Genomic DNA, 15,474 nt, shown 5'->3' with positions numbered 1-15,474 from the left:
ACAACATTAGCCATTGCTAATAATGTAGTACAAGCAATAAGCATATTATTGATTAACCTCAAATAATAGAATCAGATACAATCAAGGCCATTAATCCATGAGCACATAAAGGCAATATAGAATGAGTACTAAAATATTAGAAGTGATGAAGAGAAAGCTAAGAAAATGCACCACAACGCACGACGTTGATAGGTTAATACTTGAGGTTAGGTATGACAGTAGTTTGTCTATTGATGCACGTCATGTGCTTACTTGGTACATCAAGAGAGCATTAGTAAGAATAGAGTACGTAGATCATCCGATACAATTCATTAGATATCGATGTGCTTATGGTGATAATCATCACAAGCTAAAACCAGAAGTTGCTAAGGCTATAGAACGAATACAGCCATTTATGCCAGCACCAGGCATTCTAGCGGTGAGACTATTCTGGCTCAAGGTAGAGCAAAGGAATGTAAGACTATCGAGGATTAGTAGCTATCACAAAGCATTACTGCTTAATCAACTAGGTTATATCCATATATCTATCACTAAATTTAAAAAGCATACTATCCAATTCAGGAGCAAAGAAGTTCACAGCAATAGAGAGATATTAAAGATATTGCATGAAAAGAACTTTAAGAACAGCATTGAAGTGATTGAGTGACGTTTAGATGATAACGCCCAGTTTTATGATCTAGCCCTCCATGATCTGGAACTAAATAAGCTATTATTCATAATCTACTGCGCCACTGCGCCACTGGATTCCGGAAAACTCCTAGGAAAGAAAAAAGTACCACTGTAATAATTAATATAATGACTTATATGACAATATAATACTTATTATTTAACTTATTTAATATAATTATAAATTATATTAGTTTCTTCATATCTAGTGGCGCAGTGGCGCAATTCTCTATAAATAAATAACAATCAATAACTTAGAGTGCGACACTGCACTTAAATCCAGTGGCGCAGTAGTGGCGCAGTGGCGCAGGTAATTGACCAATAATTGTACGAAAGTGCGCCACTGCGCCACTAGTGCGCCACTGAAATGAAATCCAGTGGTCGCACTGTAAGTCATTGATATTGACCCTTAATTGCGACAAGAAAATAAAAAAAATAAAAGTTTCTAGAATCCAGTGGCGCAGTGGCGCGGTAAGGCATTAAGTAGTTAATAATCAATAGCTTAGAGTGCGACACTGGATTTCAATAGCTGGGCGTTGACATACCAATAGAATAAGCAATTAAAATAAATATAAATAAAAATTTGACTTATAAATCAAATAAGGTATACTAGACACAACTTAAGAGAAAACGCCAACAACCACAACAACTAAAACTAAAACAGGAATAAGAGAATGAGCATGATAAATAAAATTGATATTAAAAACATTTATGGGGACATTATTTATTCCCACAAATTAAGTGTACCAGTTGAAGAATCTAGTATTAACGTAAAGATCTTAGAAGTGCTGAGTTTAAGAGGGTCTTGATCTTAGAAGTGCTGATTTAAGAGGGTTTGATTTAAGAGGTGCTAACTTAAGAGGTGCTGATTATAGATGCAGATTAAGATGTGCTAACTTAATAGATGCATGATTTAAGAGGTGCTACTGATTTAATAGATGCAGATTTAAGAGGTGCTGATTTAAGAGGTGCTGATTTAATGTGATTATGCTGCATATTGATTTCGTACTAATTTAATAAGTGCTGATTTAAATGGCGCTAATTACACACAAAGGCAGAAAAAATGTTGTATTACCGACGAAACGACAATATTTTAACCAAGTCGAAACGCTGAGAAGCGTCTATCAGGAATTATCCCCTGGTACTGATGAGACAGATTATATTAAATAGGAATAAATAAAATGAAAATAGTAGAGATAAAAAGACAGATACGATGACGTTATTTACTCGGTTGAGATATCCCCAGCATCTGAATACACTGATCTAAGAGGTGCTGATCTACGGGATGTTAAATTAATAGGTGCTGATCTACGATGTTTTGACTTGACTGGTGCTGATCTAAGAGGTGCTGATCTAAGAGGTGCTGATCTAAGAGGTGCTAATCTAACATGTGCTAATTTAAGGGGTGCTAATTTAAGGGGTGCTAATCTATTAGGAGCTTATCTAATGATGTCTGATTTTACAGGTGCTAATCTTACAGGTGCTAATCTAACAAGTTCTGATCTAAGATGTGCTAAGTACACACAAGAACAGATTGACTCAGCGATCACAGACGAAGTAACAATATTCTAACCAAGTCGAAACGCTGAGAAGCGTCTATCAGGAATTATCCCCTGGTACTGAAGAGACAGATTATATTAAATAGGAACAAATAAAATGAATAAAATAACAATTGAAGAAAAAGCACATTTCTATGACTTAGTAGAGAGTTCTATTACTGTTAAGTTAGGATATGATGAATTAAGGATTTCATTAGAGAGAAATTTAAAACTCCTAAGTCATAGAGTAGAAGACTACGTAGAAATAGATCAAAGGATGTTTGACGTTATAGAAGAGTTAGAAGCAGAATTGATCGATGCTAAAACTAGCAAGAGGTTATGCAATACAGTATAAAGATTTGATTATAGAGATAAGTGCTATAAGAAGGAAATTGAGAATAAGGTAAGAGATTAATTGAAAAGATATTTAACCTAGTCGAAACGCTGAGAAGCGTCTATCAGGAATTATCCCCTGGTACTGATGAGACAGATTAACTAAACTAAAACAGGAAGAAGAAAATGAGCATGATAAATAAAATTGATATTAAAAAGCATTTATGGGGACATTATTTATTACCCACAAATTAAGTGTCACCAGTTGAAGAATCTAGTATTAATCGTAAAGATCTTAGAAGTGCTGATTTAAGAGGTCTTGATCTTAGAAGTGCTGATTTAAGAGGTGCTGATTTAAGAGGTGCTAACTTAAGAGATGCAGATTTAAGAGGTGCAGATTTAATAGATGCAGATTTAAGAGGTGCTAACTTAAGAGGTGCTAACTTAATAGATGCAGATTTAATAGATGCAGATCTTAGAAGTGCTAACTTAAGAGGTGCAGATTTAAATGGCGCAGATTCAAGAGGTGCTAACTTAAGAGGTGCTAACTTAATAGATGCTAACTTAAGAGGTGCAGATTTAAATAGCGCTAACTTAATAGGTGCTAACTTAATAGGTGCTAACTTAATAGATGCTAATTTAAGATTTACTAAATTAATAGGTGCTAAATTAAGAGGCGCTAACTTAAGAAGTGCTAACTTAATAGATGCAGATTTAATAGATGCAGATTTAAGAGGTGCTAACCTAATAGGTGCAGATTTAATAGATGCAGATTTAAGAGGTGCTAAATTAAGAGGTGCTAAATTAAGAGGTGCTAAATTAAGAGGTGCTAAATTAAGAGGTGATAAATTAAGAGGTGCTAACTTAAGATTTGCAGATTTAATAGATGCAGATTTAATAGATGCTAATATGATACGTACTAATTTAATAGGTGCTGATTTAAATGGCGCTAATTACACACAAGAACAGATTGACTCAGCGATCACAGACGAAGTAACAATATTTTAACCAAGTCGAAACGCTGAGAAGCGTCTATCAGGAATTATCTCCTGATACTGAAGAGACAGATTAACTAAATAAAACAGGAATAATAGAATGAAAGATAGAACACCAGACGAGAATGGCAATATAAACTGCATTAATTGTATAAATTGTTTTAATTGCACAAATTGTGTTGACTGCACTACTTGTAATAATTGCAATGGTTGCGTGAACTGTAAGTATTGTAAGGTTTGTAAAAGTTGCAGTGATTGTGTAGGTTGTAAGGATTGCAAGATTTGTAATAATTGCTTTAATTGTGTGGACTGTGAGTATTGCAGAAACTTAAAGAGTGAAATATCCATTGTTAAATCTAATAACGATGGTAACAGTGGAAATTAATTAAATCGCACCAAGAACTTTTAAAATCAAGATTATTAAACTAAAACAGGAGTAAGAAAATGATTAATAAACTATTAGAATGTGTTTTTATTATATTCTTTTGCATTGGGCTATCTATTTTAATCACTTCAATCATAGTATTGGCTATTAAATTAAATTATCCAGCTGAATATGATGCTTTTTACAATCATGTTTACAATCATGTTTTACAGTTTCGTCAGTCTATCTGTAAATAAAACAGGAGTAATAAAATGAAATAGATTCATCTCCATTCATTAACGAAAATTATACTTTTGTTAAAACTGATCCAATTTTGCATGCACGTAGTATGTTCAAGCTATTAGATGAAGCTCTAAAAGTAGATGATGATCTAAAAGAAGTTAAAGAAAATGATGAACGTTATCTTGTGATTGATAATAATAAGTTAAGAGCAAGGAATAAATTATTATTTGAAGAAAATAAACGGTTGAGAGATTTAACTAAAACAGGAGTAATAAAATGAAAGATAGAAAACCCGACGCGCAAGGGAATATAAACTGTATTGGGTGCGTTGATTGCTTCCAATGTGTGGACTGCGTTAATTGCTATAACTGCACTGATTGTGTTAAGTGCGTTGATTGTTATAAGTGCCATGCTTGCTCTAAGTGCGTTAAGTGTTCTTATTGCGTTAAGTGTCATGGTTGCTATGATTGTGTCTCATGTAAAAGATGCTATGAATGTACTGATTGCCATGATTGTGATAATTGTTCTGAATGCGTAATATGTGTTTTTTGTATAGAGTGTAAAAGATGTAAAAAATGTCATGAATGCGAAACATGCAGCGATTTAAATTCAGCAAAATGGGCTTTTAGCGTCAAAGGAGTAATAAAATGAATAGTGAAGAGTTAGAAGAGCTTAAACAGGAGGCAGATAATGGCGGTTTGTCTGCAATGAATGAATTGGCAGAACACTATAGAGACCGTGAATATCCATATCTTGAATATAAATATGTTCAGATGGCTGCAGAACATGGGGATATTGAGGCTGCTAGAGTTTTCTCAATTATGAACTTTCATGGTATCGGTTGCTATGAAGATAATGAGCTAGCTATGTTATGGCATGAAGTTTATAAGAATAAATTAACTAAAATAGGAGCATTAAAGTGAGAATTGAAAAAGAATATTTAGCATATACGATTGATAAAGCTAGAAGAAATGATTACATCTCATTAGTAAAGTTATCTGAGCACTACCTATCTTTGGGTTTAACTCATATGGCAATCGATTTACTTGAGGTTGCAAGCAAGCATTCAGGAACTTACTACGCACAACAAAGGCTTGAAACTGTTAGAAAAGGATTAAGAAAATGAATACAAATAAATTAGAAAATAAAAAGGTCATAAAAAATATAAATGTTATTAAGGTTTATATTCCATTGTTTATATGCGCACTTATCCTTAATGTGTCGATTGGAGTATTGGTATTAAAACAATATCACCCTGAGATTTTAGACCTGATTTATTGCTCATTCAAGAGTAAACCGGTTGATCGTGTACCAGTAATATACGCTAATAAAGATTATATTGAAGCTCATGATGATGCTCTTAATAACTATAAAAAGACTGTTGTTGACTATAAAGCAGCCGTTAAGCTCTATCAGGCTACTAAAAAGGATTACGAGGTTGCTAGTGCTGCAATGAACATGGCAGATCAGAACTCTAAGTATGCAGTAATAAATCTTACAAAGCTTATTGTGATGATTAAGTAGAATACTTTTAACCTAGTCGAAACGCTGAGAAGCGTCTATAAGGAATTATCTCCTTATACTGAAGAGACAGATTATATTAATAAAACAGGAAAAATAAAATGAGTTTAGAACAATCAATAAATAACTTGAATGATTCAATCAAAGAGTTATCGGAATTATTAATAATTAGCCATAAACAAAATGGACTAATCCCTAACATACCTATTAAACAGGAGATAGAAAGAACAGCAGAAGAGTTAAAAGCCATATCCGATTCTAAGTCTAACGATGATAAAGCAATAGTAAAAGTTGATGGTGCTTCATTAATAGATCAGGTTTTAGAATTAAAGACTTATGCCATTGGACTTGTGAAAGCAGGAAAAGCAGATTCTAAGGATATTAAAGCAGTATTAACCAGTGCAGGAGTAAAACAGATGGCTGATATTAGTTCGTTTAAAGATTTCGATAAGATAAAGTCAGGAATTGAGAGCTTAATTAAAGAAGTAGGAGAATAGAAATGGAGCACGCACTTAGATCAGCGTCCGGAGCTGATACATGGATGAATTGCCCTGGAAGCATAAAAGCACAACAAGGTATTGAAAGCCAATCATCAACTTATTCAGAAGAGGGAACAAGGGCGCATAAGATGTGCGAGTCTATGCTCATGGGTGATATTACTCATAACATAGAACAAGATGATGAAATGGTTAGTTATTGCAAGTCATATGTCGATTATGTAAGAAGCCTAGTAAAGGATGAAGCGTCATTATATATAGAGAAGCGTGTAGAGTTCTCTTATTATGTTGAGGATGGGTTTGGAACAGTTGATGCAATGATTGTTGACCTTGAAGAATCAACTGTTCATATAATTGACTTTAAGTATGGTGCAGGCATAAAGGTTGATGCTTTCGAGAACAAGCAATTAATGCTGTACGCTTTAGGATGCTACCAGACCACTAATTGCATGTGGTCGATAGATAACATCATCATCCATATATTTCAGCCTAGAATGGATAATATATCAACGTATGAGATCACAATAGATGAACTGTTAGAGTTCGGTGAAGAGGTTAAGAAGGCATCAATGGCAACTATTGATGCTAATGCGCCAAGGATTACAGGATTAAAGCAATGTCAATGGTGCAAGGCAAAGATAAAATGTAAAGAGTTCTTAGGCATAACAACTAACGTTATTGATAATTCAGGAGATGATGAAACATTAAAATATATTTTAGATAATGAGAAGCTAATCAATATGGCAATAAAAACAGCCAAAGATTATGCTTTCAAGTCAATCAACGAAGGCAATAGCTTCGATGGCTATAAAATAGTTGAAGCTAGAACTAATAGAAAATTTACAGAGGAGGGACTAATTGAATTAAAAGAAAAGCTAGGAGATAAGGCATTCATAAATAAACCTATAACGCTATCTCAGGCTGAAAAGTTACTAAGTAAGGAGGAAGTGAATGGCATGACAATAAGAACAAGTGGCAAGCCTACGCTAGCTAAAGAATCAGACAAGCGTAAGTCATTAACTGATGAATTTGAGGATTTAACATGAAAGTAGATATTAATGAGATTAAATATGAAATAGATATATTAGAGGATAGGATAATTAAGATTAAAAAAGAAATATATGATCTTGAAGATAACCTTGACGAGGATTTTCATAGAAATAAGATTGACCCATATAAGCACGGATATTATGACAGCTTTAGGCGTTTAGACCGTGAGCTAATGGAGTCTAATTTTGGAGTGTTACGCTTAGAAATTCAATTACTAAAAGAGGAAAAATAAAATGTTAATTAAAAACGTAAGATGTTCATACCCATCAATTTTCGACAAAAGCTGTAATTTAAGACTGGAGAAGAAAGCTAAATATCAATGCACATTTTTACTTGATAAAAAGATACGTGACAACTTATGCACTTATTCAAAAAATGATAGAAGACTGCAAAGAAGAAAACAATGGTGATATTAAGGGTCAATTAATCCATAGTAATAAAACTTTTTATCAGAGATGGTGATGACGTAGCCTATCCAGAAGACACTAGGTAATTGGGTTATCAAAGGCAAAGAACAGATAGCAAAGACTTACTAGTAGATGAATACAGTACGAATAAAGAAGCTCAATATGGAGTATCAGACGAGCATTATATATGCTGGGTGCTATTGTCAATGCTTCAATATCTGCTTTGGTATTCAAACCATAAGAAAGGAGGTAAACGAAATTTTAGCTAACTTTTAAACGGTGTTCAGTTCTTTAGAGCATGGCGAGATCAGTTTGGTGAAAGTAATGACGTAGATGAATTTGAAGACTTAGGTAGTGATGATAATGAATTTGAAGATGTACCATTTTAACAATAGGAAATAATATGAACAAACTATTAAAAGTAGTAGCAATTGGGCTAATGCTGTCATCATTCAACGCACATAGTGCAAATGGCGGTAGCATTAGAATCGTAAACGACACAGACAAGTTTATTAATGTAACTTGGTCGGCATGGGGTTGTTTTGGGGTTTATGCTGGATTAACTCTTATATGTGAGAGTCAGCAGTTGAGACCTGGAGGAACTCAATATAGATATACATACGCTTGGGGAATAACAGGTACTTGGGTGAATGTTGGAATTAAAGAGCATCAATCATTTGATAATACTGTCAAGTGGCATCCATGCTCTACTGAGGGAAATGAAGATAATTGTGTAGCAGATCATTATGTTGTTGACACAGACTCTCATGAGACCGACCAGTGCATTGTGAAAGAGCATAAGGTGTACCCACCTTATCCACCAGAAGCATTAAAGAAAGAAGAGCCTGTAATCACTTATACATTTGACTGCCATAGAGAGTAACCAAGTCGAAACACTCCAGGTTAATAGCTTGGGGTGTCTATAAGGACTAATCGCCTTATACTGAAGAGACAGATTAACTAAATAAAACAGGAAATCAAAATGAATACTTTAGAAAAAGCACAAGAAATAGTAAAAAATGATGTTTTCTCATGCTTAACTACAATGGTCACTGATTCAGTTAATTATGATAACTTAAACTTTTATGATTTCTCTGGTTTCTTGGATTTCTTTGAATATGATTATATGGAAATGAATATTACTCAGATTATCAGTTCTGGGACGTATCAGATTCATTAATGAATAGTTTGAGAGATAAGGGCGAGACTGTAGTTGAAACGTTAGCATTAAATATATGGTGCAAAAAAGATACCATACAACCTATCTGCAAGGACTATGTTATCCAAGAGATAGCAAAAGATATTTAACTAAAACAGGAAATTAAAATGAAAGAATCTAAACTTGAAAAGAAAGTATGTGATTATGCGGAGAGTAAGGGATGGGGGAATGTTAAGACATACTCAAAAGGGTATCCAGATAGAGTGTTTTATAAAGATGGTAAAGCATTATTTATAGAGTTCAAGACAAAAAAAGGTGTTGTGAGTGAAGCTCAGAAGCATATCATGGAAAAAATTATGTAGTAAGTATGGCATGTATTGTTATCTGGTTAATGATTATGATTACGCAGTACAAATATTTAAGCATCATAATGAATTTAGCAGATAATGACACTACTTAACAGGAGTATGCTTCATCCATATCAGGTTAATGCTATAGAGTATGCAAAGGACAGAAAGAAATGCGGTCTTTTTCTTGATATGGGTTTAGGCAAAACACTTACATCATTAACAGTTGCAAGCGACATGTTAGATGATTTTCTAGTAACTAAAGTATTGATTATAGGGCATTTAAAGGTATGTAATACAGTATGGAAGCAGGAAGCAGAACGATGGGAGCATTTAAAGCACTTAAAAGTGGTTATTTGCACCGGTAGCTCACCATCCATAAGAATGGATAAGTTTAAACAGAAAGCAGATATTTATATAATTAACCGGGAGAATATAAAATGGATGACTGAAAACGGTTTAATGCGTGGTTTTGATATGTGCATTATCGACGAATCTACGTCATTTAAATCACATGGGTCTAATCGCTTGAAAGCATTAAAGAAAGTAACCGACTCATTTAACAGCTTATTGTTACTTAGTGGAACACCTGCTCCTAATGGACATATGGACTTATGGTCACAACTTTACTTAATAGATGGGGGTAAAAGACTAGGTAAGAATATAACAACATTCAGGGGACGATTTTGCACGCAAGCTCATTACTGTAAGCATGTTTATTTATTGAAGCCTGAGGCAATGGGTGAGATACAGGAATTAATATCAGATGTGTGTATAAGTATGGAAGCAAAAGACCATATAAAGTTGCCTGAACGTGAAAATATTACCTATGAGATAGACTTTACACCAGAAATTAATGGAATGTATAAAGAGCTATCAAAGACATTTGTTTATGAGTTAGATAGCGGAAAGGATATATTTGCATCAAACTCAGCAGTTCTTGGCAATAAGCTTTTACAGTTTTGTAATGGTGCGGTTTATTATGAGGATGATAAATATCATATCATTCATGATGAAAAGATAAATTCCTTAAGACAGATACGAGATGATTATCCGGACGATAATATTCTCGTTGCATATAACTTCAAGAGCGACTTAGAAAGGCTACAGAGTGAGTTTAAAGAGTCTGTAACTATATCAAGAACAGGCAAGGAGATAGATAGATGGAACAAGGGTGAGATAAAGATGTTGTTAGGTCATCCGGTTAGTGCTGGATATGGATTAAACATACAATTCGGAGGGTCAATAGTCGTATGGTTTGGGCTTAACTGGTCATTAGATGTTTATGAGCAGTTCAATGCCAGGCTATACAGGCAAGGACAGAAAAATAAAGTACGCATAATACATATTATAGCTAAAGGAAAGTTAGATACTTATGTTATGACTGCATTGAAAAAAAAATCAGAGATACAAAACAAACTTATAAAACAACTGAGGTATAAATAAAATGAGACTTTTGAACGATAAAGAGATTAGAGATTTCTTAGATTGCTACTCACCTGCATATATAATGAAGTCTACAAAACTATCTACCCAAACGGTTAGAAAAGCTAGAGGATATGTCTGTACAAATAACGGCGTAGGAATTTCGTATTTAGTTAGAGAGAAGATTACAGAGTTTATATTTAAAGAGAACGAAAGGCTGAACAGTATAGTGATGAATATATTGGTCAATAATAATAAATGAAAACAGGACTAGAATAATGAAAACAGGAGAAGAAGAATTAGATAGTCAAGATAATCATGTTGATGAAATGCTTAAAAAGCAATTAAGAGAAGTAATTGTATCAAAAGGAAACCACAGAAGTAAAAAACTAAATAAAGCATCTGCATTAAGCTTTCAATATCTTTATGTTAATGGTAGAGAAGATTTATATGAAGTGTGTAGGAATGAACTATTAGTAGTTGCAAAGGAAGTAGGGCTTTCAGATGAACAGTCAATAACATCTATAGACTGTGCGTTCCTAACTAAAGAGGATACGGACATGAAGCCTTATGAACGTCCTGCAAGTAATAACTTGGCTACTGTAACTAATATAAACAAAGATTTAGATATTGTTAAAAAAACTTATAAGGAATTAGATAAATATGTTAAGAGATATGTTCATATACAGAAGGGGGATGGTGTTTTTGACCTTGAAATGCCAGCACATGAGTCTCTATGTAGCTTAAAAGAGTTTAACTCTTCTAGGGCTAATGAGACTCTATTTACTAATGATGAAAACGGAAAAGGAAAGTTTCATGACTTATCTAAACTTTGGTTAAAACATGAAGATAGATTAAGTGCAAGGGGTGTGCGCTATTACCCTGGAAAAGAAAGAATGTATGAGCACGAAGGCATTCAATGGGTTAATAATTTTCACATGCCAGAACTGAAAGAGGATAAAGGGACTGATAAGCTAGATATATTCTTTAATCGTATGAAGCTTTTGTTTCCAGATAAGAAGGATAGAGAATGGTTTATAGGATGGATGGCCTATACTATTCAATTCCCATATAAAAGATGTAAGGTAACACCGCTTCATATATCAAGTAATCATGGTACAGGTAGAGGTTGGCTATTAGAATGCCTAAGTGCAATTATAGGTTCACGTAATATTAAGAAGACAAAGCTAAGTGTTCTTAGTGGTGATGGTTCAGCAGGACAGTTCCAAGACTTTTTTCATGAGTCGATATTATGCGCTATTGAGGAGGTAAGAGAAGAAGGAGCTAAACAGTATGCTGTATCAGATAAGATCAGGGATTACTTAACAGAAAACACTCTTGAGGTAAATAGGAAGTATGGTGGAAAAGATACGGTTGATGTGTTCACAAACTTTTTCTTTATGTCTAACCATCATGATGCAATTGTTCTAACTGAGGAGGATAGAAGGATTAATGTATTTGATACTGATTGTCCTAAAATGACAGTTGAAGTAACAAATATCCATTATGACTGGATAAAAACAGGAGGTATTAATCAGTTGAACACCTATTTGAGAGGTTTAGACTTAAAAGACTTTAACTTTCAGACTTCAATCCATAATGAGTCAAGAGCAAGACTTATTGGGAACTCTACTAGTGAAGCACAGGAAAACTATAATGACATAATAAATGATATTCCTGTAGAGTCTTTCACGCTAAAACAGCTTGTTAGGTTGATAGATATTTATTCAGATAATGATAGTTTTAATGGAGTTAAAGATAATCATGTAAAGAAATTATTACAAGCAGATAAATCTATGTTTACTACACATAAGAGACCTAGAATTAAATCATTATCCACGCGTTTTTGGTCAAAGAATGAGGATAAATTAGGAGAAGAACTAAAGAAAGATTATGCAAGGATGGAAATTCATATATCACAAGTTAGTTCTGGTATTTATCAGCCTAAAGATGATGTTGAGGAAGAAAATAACTATGATTTTTAAAGAAAAGTTAAGAAAAGTTAAGAAAAGTTAATATTTATTAATATTTCTTTAGTATATTAAAGAAAAATATGTATAATATAAACCTACTGTCTCATACAGTAATCACTCCTGTTTTAGCACCCTATATAGATTCCTAAATTTATATAGGGTGTTTTTTCATTTGTACCCAACTATTCTATATTCAACAAGTCCAATAGCATTATCGAATGTTAGTCCACTATCTGTTGGGTGAGCACCTTTGCTAAGATAGTTAGGTAGCGTCATACAGTCCTTAGATGTTGCATCATTAATCTTGAAATGAGTATTGTCATAAGTAATCGAGAAGTTATTCCATGCTTTAATCATTCCTTCTGTCTCACCCTGCGCGCCACCTTTTAGGCTAGATGTACACCAAGTTGATAATGCCGGCATTGCTGCTGTAGCAAAGTCTGTTCTTATTCTTACTAGAATATCAACTGAACTAACGATAAACTTACCATTAAATACATTCAGAGCCTGAGATGCCCATACAGAGTGTGGCTCACTCATTGAGTACATAGGAAGAGTCATCCAGCTAGTATCAATGTCATAAGGTGTGTTGTTATTCTCATACGTCCACCTGAAAACATACGTCCAGTTTGCACCACCTTTATCTGTCATAACGTCGAAAGCTTTTTTTGTCTTTCTATCGTATAAAGCGAACTGCAACTTATCTTTAACTGGTGGAGTAGATAGCATCTTAACAAGTCTATCTTTAGGGTCGTAAGTCAATGCCCTGCTAACCTCAGAGAAGTTTGTTTTTATAGACCCACCACATTGGTTAAGATATATCTTTTCATCCTTGGTGAATGCTGTAACGCCTGTACCGTTATTAATCAGTATCATGTCGTAGCTTAATACTTCACCACTATTAGTAGGTGCTGTAATTTTCTCGCTCTGCATGTCGTTCACTGTATTAATGGCTTTCTCGGTGAATGTAACGCCATAAGGATTAGGGTATTTCTTCCTAACACATACTTCCATACTACAGAACGTTGTACCTAACAAATCAACAATAGTATGCTTGCCATCATTTGAAGCGATAAGTATAGATGTAGAAGAGCATCCAAGATAAACATTAGTTTTATCAGCGCTTACAGTCCATACGCCAGTTGTTATTCCTGATAATGGGGGTTGAGCACCGCCTATATGTTTCAACGGTATAACAGAGCCTACTACCCATCCATTGAACGCCTTTAATACGATGAAGTTAATCTCTACGATATCAGGTGCTATGCCTTCAGTATGCGGGATAGTGATAAATCCATCCTTTTTTATCTGAGCATTCATTACTGCATTAGTCACAGGTATTTTAACGTCAAAGAATGGACGAGCAGATTTCAATGGCAATGAACTATGGCTAGCAAAACACCGTAGTTTATATTTATTAGCATTGGTTGTATTAATAGTGAAAACTCCACTGATTTTGTCTGCAAGGTCACCGCCTGCTGATCGCGGTAGAGTTAAAGCACCACCTTGTGGATTTACGACCTTAGTAGTTGAACCGTTATTAACGCAAAAAAGAGTAGGACAAACAATTCTGTCACCCACTCTATATTGCCCTACATTAGTTTTGCTGTCGCCAATATCATCTTCTACGCACTCAATATAAACGATTGATGATGCTATCGGTTTTGAGTTATTAAAGCTGAATAAAGTCGACGTAACATTTCCAAAAGGAATAGACTTCAAGTCTGAGATTGAGTCCCATGTAGGAGAGCCACTTGAACCGCTAGCAAAGCTTGGCATGATTAGTTACCTTATTTATTGTAAGTTTCTGAAACGTAAACAGTCTGATTATCTTGGTCTGCTACCGCGTACAGCTCACCTGTAAAGTCAAAACGATGCTGAACTGTTAGGCGTTAATGCTCCACAAATAGACTTAGCATCTGTAGTTGATAGAATTTTCACAACACCTGAGTTTCCCATGATCTGATTGAATAGACATACTCGCTCTTTTAGGTCTTGCACCGATCAACTTAATAATTGTTGTGCCTACTACAACAGTCGTGGGCTGCAAGTTTGTAGCGACAGGCACAGGGTCAACATTGATAGAGCCGGACGACATTTTTACATTAACAACGTCAGGGATAGTAACCGTAGGTTTACCAGTTATTGTTGTTGCTACATTGCCAGTAACAGTAACAGGCGTTTTAATAGTGACTGCTGTATCAGGTGCTAATGCCACAGCTCCATCAACTGTTACTTTTGACGGTAGCGTGCCATCAATAGATACCTTACCTGTTACAGTTACAGGGCTTTTAATAGTAACCGCTGTATCAGGAGCGAGAGCAACAGCACCATCTATCTTAACTTTAGATGGCATATCACCATCAATAGATACTTTACCTGTTACAGTCACAGGGTCTGGAATACTTATAGCTGGCTTACCAGTTATACCAACATTGCCTTTTACGTTAGCTGTTCCATCAATGCTTACATGCTTAGCAACACCACCCCCACCAGAACCAGGTCTTCTGAATGTTCCTTTAGTCATAATCATTATTTCAACTATTACTTCTGATGAAGATGAGTTGTACATAACAAAACCATTTTGCTCGTATCTACCCTCATCATTATTAATAAAGCTATCACCTGCAAAAAGCTTTGGGAAATCAGCATAGACAGAAGGAGTTGTCAGAGCTCCACCAGTAGTATGATATAAATCCATATCTATTGATGTTGTATCTGTTCCTGATATGCTAGAAATAAAGAAGCTTGAAAAAGTTCCAGGCATTTTTGTTTGAACTAGAATCATAAACACCAGGGTTATCAGCATCTTTAGCGGCAGGAACCACAGCTTCTATCATGTGTGAAATTCCTGATGGTGGTGTATGTTTAACTATCATAATATTTATCCTTAGCTCATTAGTCTTCCGACATTAATTAAAAGTCCTGGCGGTATAAGCTCATGAATGCCAGGAGG

18 protein-coding genes, 5 other RNA genes and 2 pseudogenes are annotated in these 15,474 nt (G+C 34.6%); 23 read left to right on the top strand and 2 right to left on the bottom strand.

What is annotated here, in order from left to right; genetic code table 11:
• Positions 1-121: 121 nt before the first annotated feature.
• The 23 genes and pseudogenes from K6984_RS22015 (at position 122) to K6984_RS21905 (ending at position 12,530) form a co-directional block, all read left to right on the top strand.
• Positions 122-646, top strand: coding sequence for a hypothetical protein (locus K6984_RS22015; protein WP_221897449.1), 525 nt, complete (start codon positions 122-124; stop codon positions 644-646).
• A gap of 821 nt (positions 647-1,467) precedes the next feature.
• Positions 1,468-1,645: pseudogene (locus K6984_RS36960) on the top strand (pentapeptide repeat-containing protein); the annotation flags it as partial.
• Positions 1,646-1,766: 121 nt separating this feature from the next.
• Positions 1,767-1,828: hammerhead ribozyme type II (locus K6984_RS22005), an RNA gene on the top strand.
• 74 nt (positions 1,829-1,902) lie between these two features.
• A pseudogene (locus tag K6984_RS22000) lies at positions 1,903-2,172 on the top strand (pentapeptide repeat-containing protein); the annotation flags it as partial.
• A gap of 69 nt (positions 2,173-2,241) precedes the next feature.
• Positions 2,242-2,303: hammerhead ribozyme type II (locus tag K6984_RS21995), an RNA gene on the top strand.
• Positions 2,304-2,322: 19 nt separating this feature from the next.
• Positions 2,323-2,559, top strand: a complete 237-nt coding sequence (locus K6984_RS21990) for a hypothetical protein (RefSeq protein WP_221897448.1) — start codon at positions 2,323-2,325, stop codon at positions 2,557-2,559.
• Between the two features lie 79 nt (positions 2,560-2,638).
• Positions 2,639-2,700, top strand: an RNA gene (locus K6984_RS21985) — hammerhead ribozyme type II.
• Positions 2,701-2,792: 92 nt separating this feature from the next.
• Positions 2,793-3,545: a pentapeptide repeat-containing protein gene (locus K6984_RS21980; protein WP_221897447.1), complete on the top strand. Its 753-nt coding sequence runs from the start codon at positions 2,793-2,795 to the stop codon at positions 3,543-3,545.
• Between the two features lie 3 nt (positions 3,546-3,548).
• Positions 3,549-3,610: hammerhead ribozyme type II (locus K6984_RS21975), an RNA gene on the top strand.
• A gap of 635 nt (positions 3,611-4,245) precedes the next feature.
• On the top strand, positions 4,246-4,419 hold the full coding sequence (locus K6984_RS21970) for a hypothetical protein (RefSeq protein ID WP_221897446.1): 174 nt from the start codon (positions 4,246-4,248) through the stop codon (positions 4,417-4,419).
• A gap of 48 nt (positions 4,420-4,467) precedes the next feature.
• Positions 4,468-4,677, top strand: coding sequence for a hypothetical protein (locus tag K6984_RS21965; protein WP_221897445.1), 210 nt, complete (start codon positions 4,468-4,470; stop codon positions 4,675-4,677).
• 109 nt (positions 4,678-4,786) lie between these two features.
• Complete coding sequence (locus K6984_RS21960) at positions 4,787-5,062, top strand: SEL1-like repeat protein (RefSeq protein ID WP_221897444.1); 276 nt, start codon at positions 4,787-4,789, stop codon at positions 5,060-5,062.
• Complete coding sequence (locus K6984_RS21955; protein ID WP_221897443.1) at positions 5,059-5,265, top strand: hypothetical protein; 207 nt, start codon at positions 5,059-5,061, stop codon at positions 5,263-5,265. Before K6984_RS21960 ends, K6984_RS21955 begins: the two co-directional genes overlap by 4 nt.
• Positions 5,262-5,663, top strand: coding sequence for a hypothetical protein (locus tag K6984_RS21950; protein ID WP_221897442.1), 402 nt, complete (start codon positions 5,262-5,264; stop codon positions 5,661-5,663). Before K6984_RS21955 ends, K6984_RS21950 begins: the two co-directional genes overlap by 4 nt.
• 98 nt (positions 5,664-5,761) lie before the next feature.
• A complete protein-coding gene (locus tag K6984_RS21945; RefSeq protein WP_221897441.1) occupies positions 5,762-6,157 on the top strand; it encodes a hypothetical protein in 396 nt (131 codons plus the stop codon).
• A 2-nt stretch (positions 6,158-6,159) separates the two neighbouring features.
• Positions 6,160-7,203 (top strand): DUF2800 domain-containing protein, encoded by a 1,044-nt coding sequence (locus K6984_RS21940; RefSeq protein ID WP_221897440.1) that lies wholly within the window; start codon positions 6,160-6,162, stop codon positions 7,201-7,203.
• The gene (locus K6984_RS21935) at positions 7,200-7,439 is read left to right on the top strand and encodes a hypothetical protein (RefSeq protein WP_221897439.1); all 240 of its coding nucleotides are present in this window, start codon (positions 7,200-7,202) and stop codon (positions 7,437-7,439) included. The genes K6984_RS21940 and K6984_RS21935 overlap by 4 nt, the downstream gene beginning before the upstream one ends.
• 578 nt (positions 7,440-8,017) lie before the next feature.
• Positions 8,018-8,497 carry a hypothetical protein gene (locus K6984_RS21930; RefSeq protein ID WP_221897438.1) on the top strand — a complete coding sequence of 160 codons (480 nt, stop codon included), beginning with the start codon at positions 8,018-8,020 and terminating at the stop codon, positions 8,495-8,497.
• 3 nt (positions 8,498-8,500) lie between these two features.
• Positions 8,501-8,575: hammerhead ribozyme type II (locus tag K6984_RS21925), an RNA gene on the top strand.
• 21 nt (positions 8,576-8,596) lie between these two features.
• Positions 8,597-8,794 (top strand): hypothetical protein, encoded by a 198-nt coding sequence (locus K6984_RS21920; protein WP_221897437.1) that lies wholly within the window; start codon positions 8,597-8,599, stop codon positions 8,792-8,794.
• Between the two features lie 146 nt (positions 8,795-8,940).
• Positions 8,941-9,135, top strand: a complete 195-nt coding sequence (locus K6984_RS21915; protein ID WP_221897436.1) for a VRR-NUC domain-containing protein — start codon at positions 8,941-8,943, stop codon at positions 9,133-9,135.
• 84 nt (positions 9,136-9,219) lie between these two features.
• Positions 9,220-10,566 carry a DEAD/DEAH box helicase gene (locus K6984_RS21910; protein WP_221897435.1) on the top strand — a complete coding sequence of 449 codons (1,347 nt, stop codon included), beginning with the start codon at positions 9,220-9,222 and terminating at the stop codon, positions 10,564-10,566.
• A gap of 257 nt (positions 10,567-10,823) precedes the next feature.
• Positions 10,824-12,530 (top strand): primase-helicase family protein, encoded by a 1,707-nt coding sequence (locus tag K6984_RS21905; RefSeq protein WP_221897434.1) that lies wholly within the window; start codon positions 10,824-10,826, stop codon positions 12,528-12,530.
• Positions 12,531-12,686: 156 nt separating this feature from the next.
• Here the strand turns inward: K6984_RS21905 and K6984_RS21900 are convergent, their stop codons facing one another.
• Positions 12,687-14,297, bottom strand: a complete 1,611-nt coding sequence (locus K6984_RS21900; RefSeq protein ID WP_221897433.1) for a hypothetical protein — start codon at positions 14,295-14,297, stop codon at positions 12,687-12,689.
• A gap of 133 nt (positions 14,298-14,430) precedes the next feature.
• On the bottom strand, positions 14,431-15,306 hold the full coding sequence (locus K6984_RS21895; protein ID WP_221897432.1) for a hypothetical protein: 876 nt from the start codon (positions 15,304-15,306) through the stop codon (positions 14,431-14,433).
• Positions 15,307-15,474 lie beyond the last annotated feature (168 nt).

The sequence above is a fragment of the Bathymodiolus japonicus methanotrophic gill symbiont genome, from assembly GCF_019721995.1.
Lineage (GTDB): Bacteria > Pseudomonadota > Gammaproteobacteria > Methylococcales > Methylomonadaceae > Methyloprofundus.
This window is presented reverse-complemented; position numbering and strand designations above follow the sequence as displayed.

Coding starts and splice junctions, on each gene's coding strand:
- K6984_RS21935 (WP_221897439.1), top strand. CDS start 7,200: ATGAAAGTAGATATTAATGAGATTAAATATGAAATAGATATATTAGAG.
- K6984_RS21895 (WP_221897432.1), bottom strand. CDS start 15,306: ATGATTCTAGTTCAAACAAAAATGCCTGGAACTTTTTCAAGCTTCTTT.
- K6984_RS21915 (WP_221897436.1), top strand. CDS start 8,941: ATGAAAGAATCTAAACTTGAAAAGAAAGTATGTGATTATGCGGAGAGT.
- K6984_RS21930 (WP_221897438.1), top strand. CDS start 8,018: ATGAACAAACTATTAAAAGTAGTAGCAATTGGGCTAATGCTGTCATCA.
- K6984_RS21945 (WP_221897441.1), top strand. CDS start 5,762: ATGAGTTTAGAACAATCAATAAATAACTTGAATGATTCAATCAAAGAG.
- K6984_RS21920 (WP_221897437.1), top strand. CDS start 8,597: ATGAATACTTTAGAAAAAGCACAAGAAATAGTAAAAAATGATGTTTTC.
- K6984_RS21950 (WP_221897442.1), top strand. CDS start 5,262: ATGAATACAAATAAATTAGAAAATAAAAAGGTCATAAAAAATATAAAT.
- K6984_RS22015 (WP_221897449.1), top strand. CDS start 122: ATGAGTACTAAAATATTAGAAGTGATGAAGAGAAAGCTAAGAAAATGC.
- K6984_RS21905 (WP_221897434.1), top strand. CDS start 10,824: ATGAAAACAGGAGAAGAAGAATTAGATAGTCAAGATAATCATGTTGAT.
- K6984_RS21900 (WP_221897433.1), bottom strand. CDS start 14,297: ATGCCAAGCTTTGCTAGCGGTTCAAGTGGCTCTCCTACATGGGACTCA.
- K6984_RS21940 (WP_221897440.1), top strand. CDS start 6,160: ATGGAGCACGCACTTAGATCAGCGTCCGGAGCTGATACATGGATGAAT.
- K6984_RS21990 (WP_221897448.1), top strand. CDS start 2,323: ATGAATAAAATAACAATTGAAGAAAAAGCACATTTCTATGACTTAGTA.
- K6984_RS21910 (WP_221897435.1), top strand. CDS start 9,220: ATGACACTACTTAACAGGAGTATGCTTCATCCATATCAGGTTAATGCT.
- K6984_RS21970 (WP_221897446.1), top strand. CDS start 4,246: ATGTTCAAGCTATTAGATGAAGCTCTAAAAGTAGATGATGATCTAAAA.
- K6984_RS21960 (WP_221897444.1), top strand. CDS start 4,787: ATGAATAGTGAAGAGTTAGAAGAGCTTAAACAGGAGGCAGATAATGGC.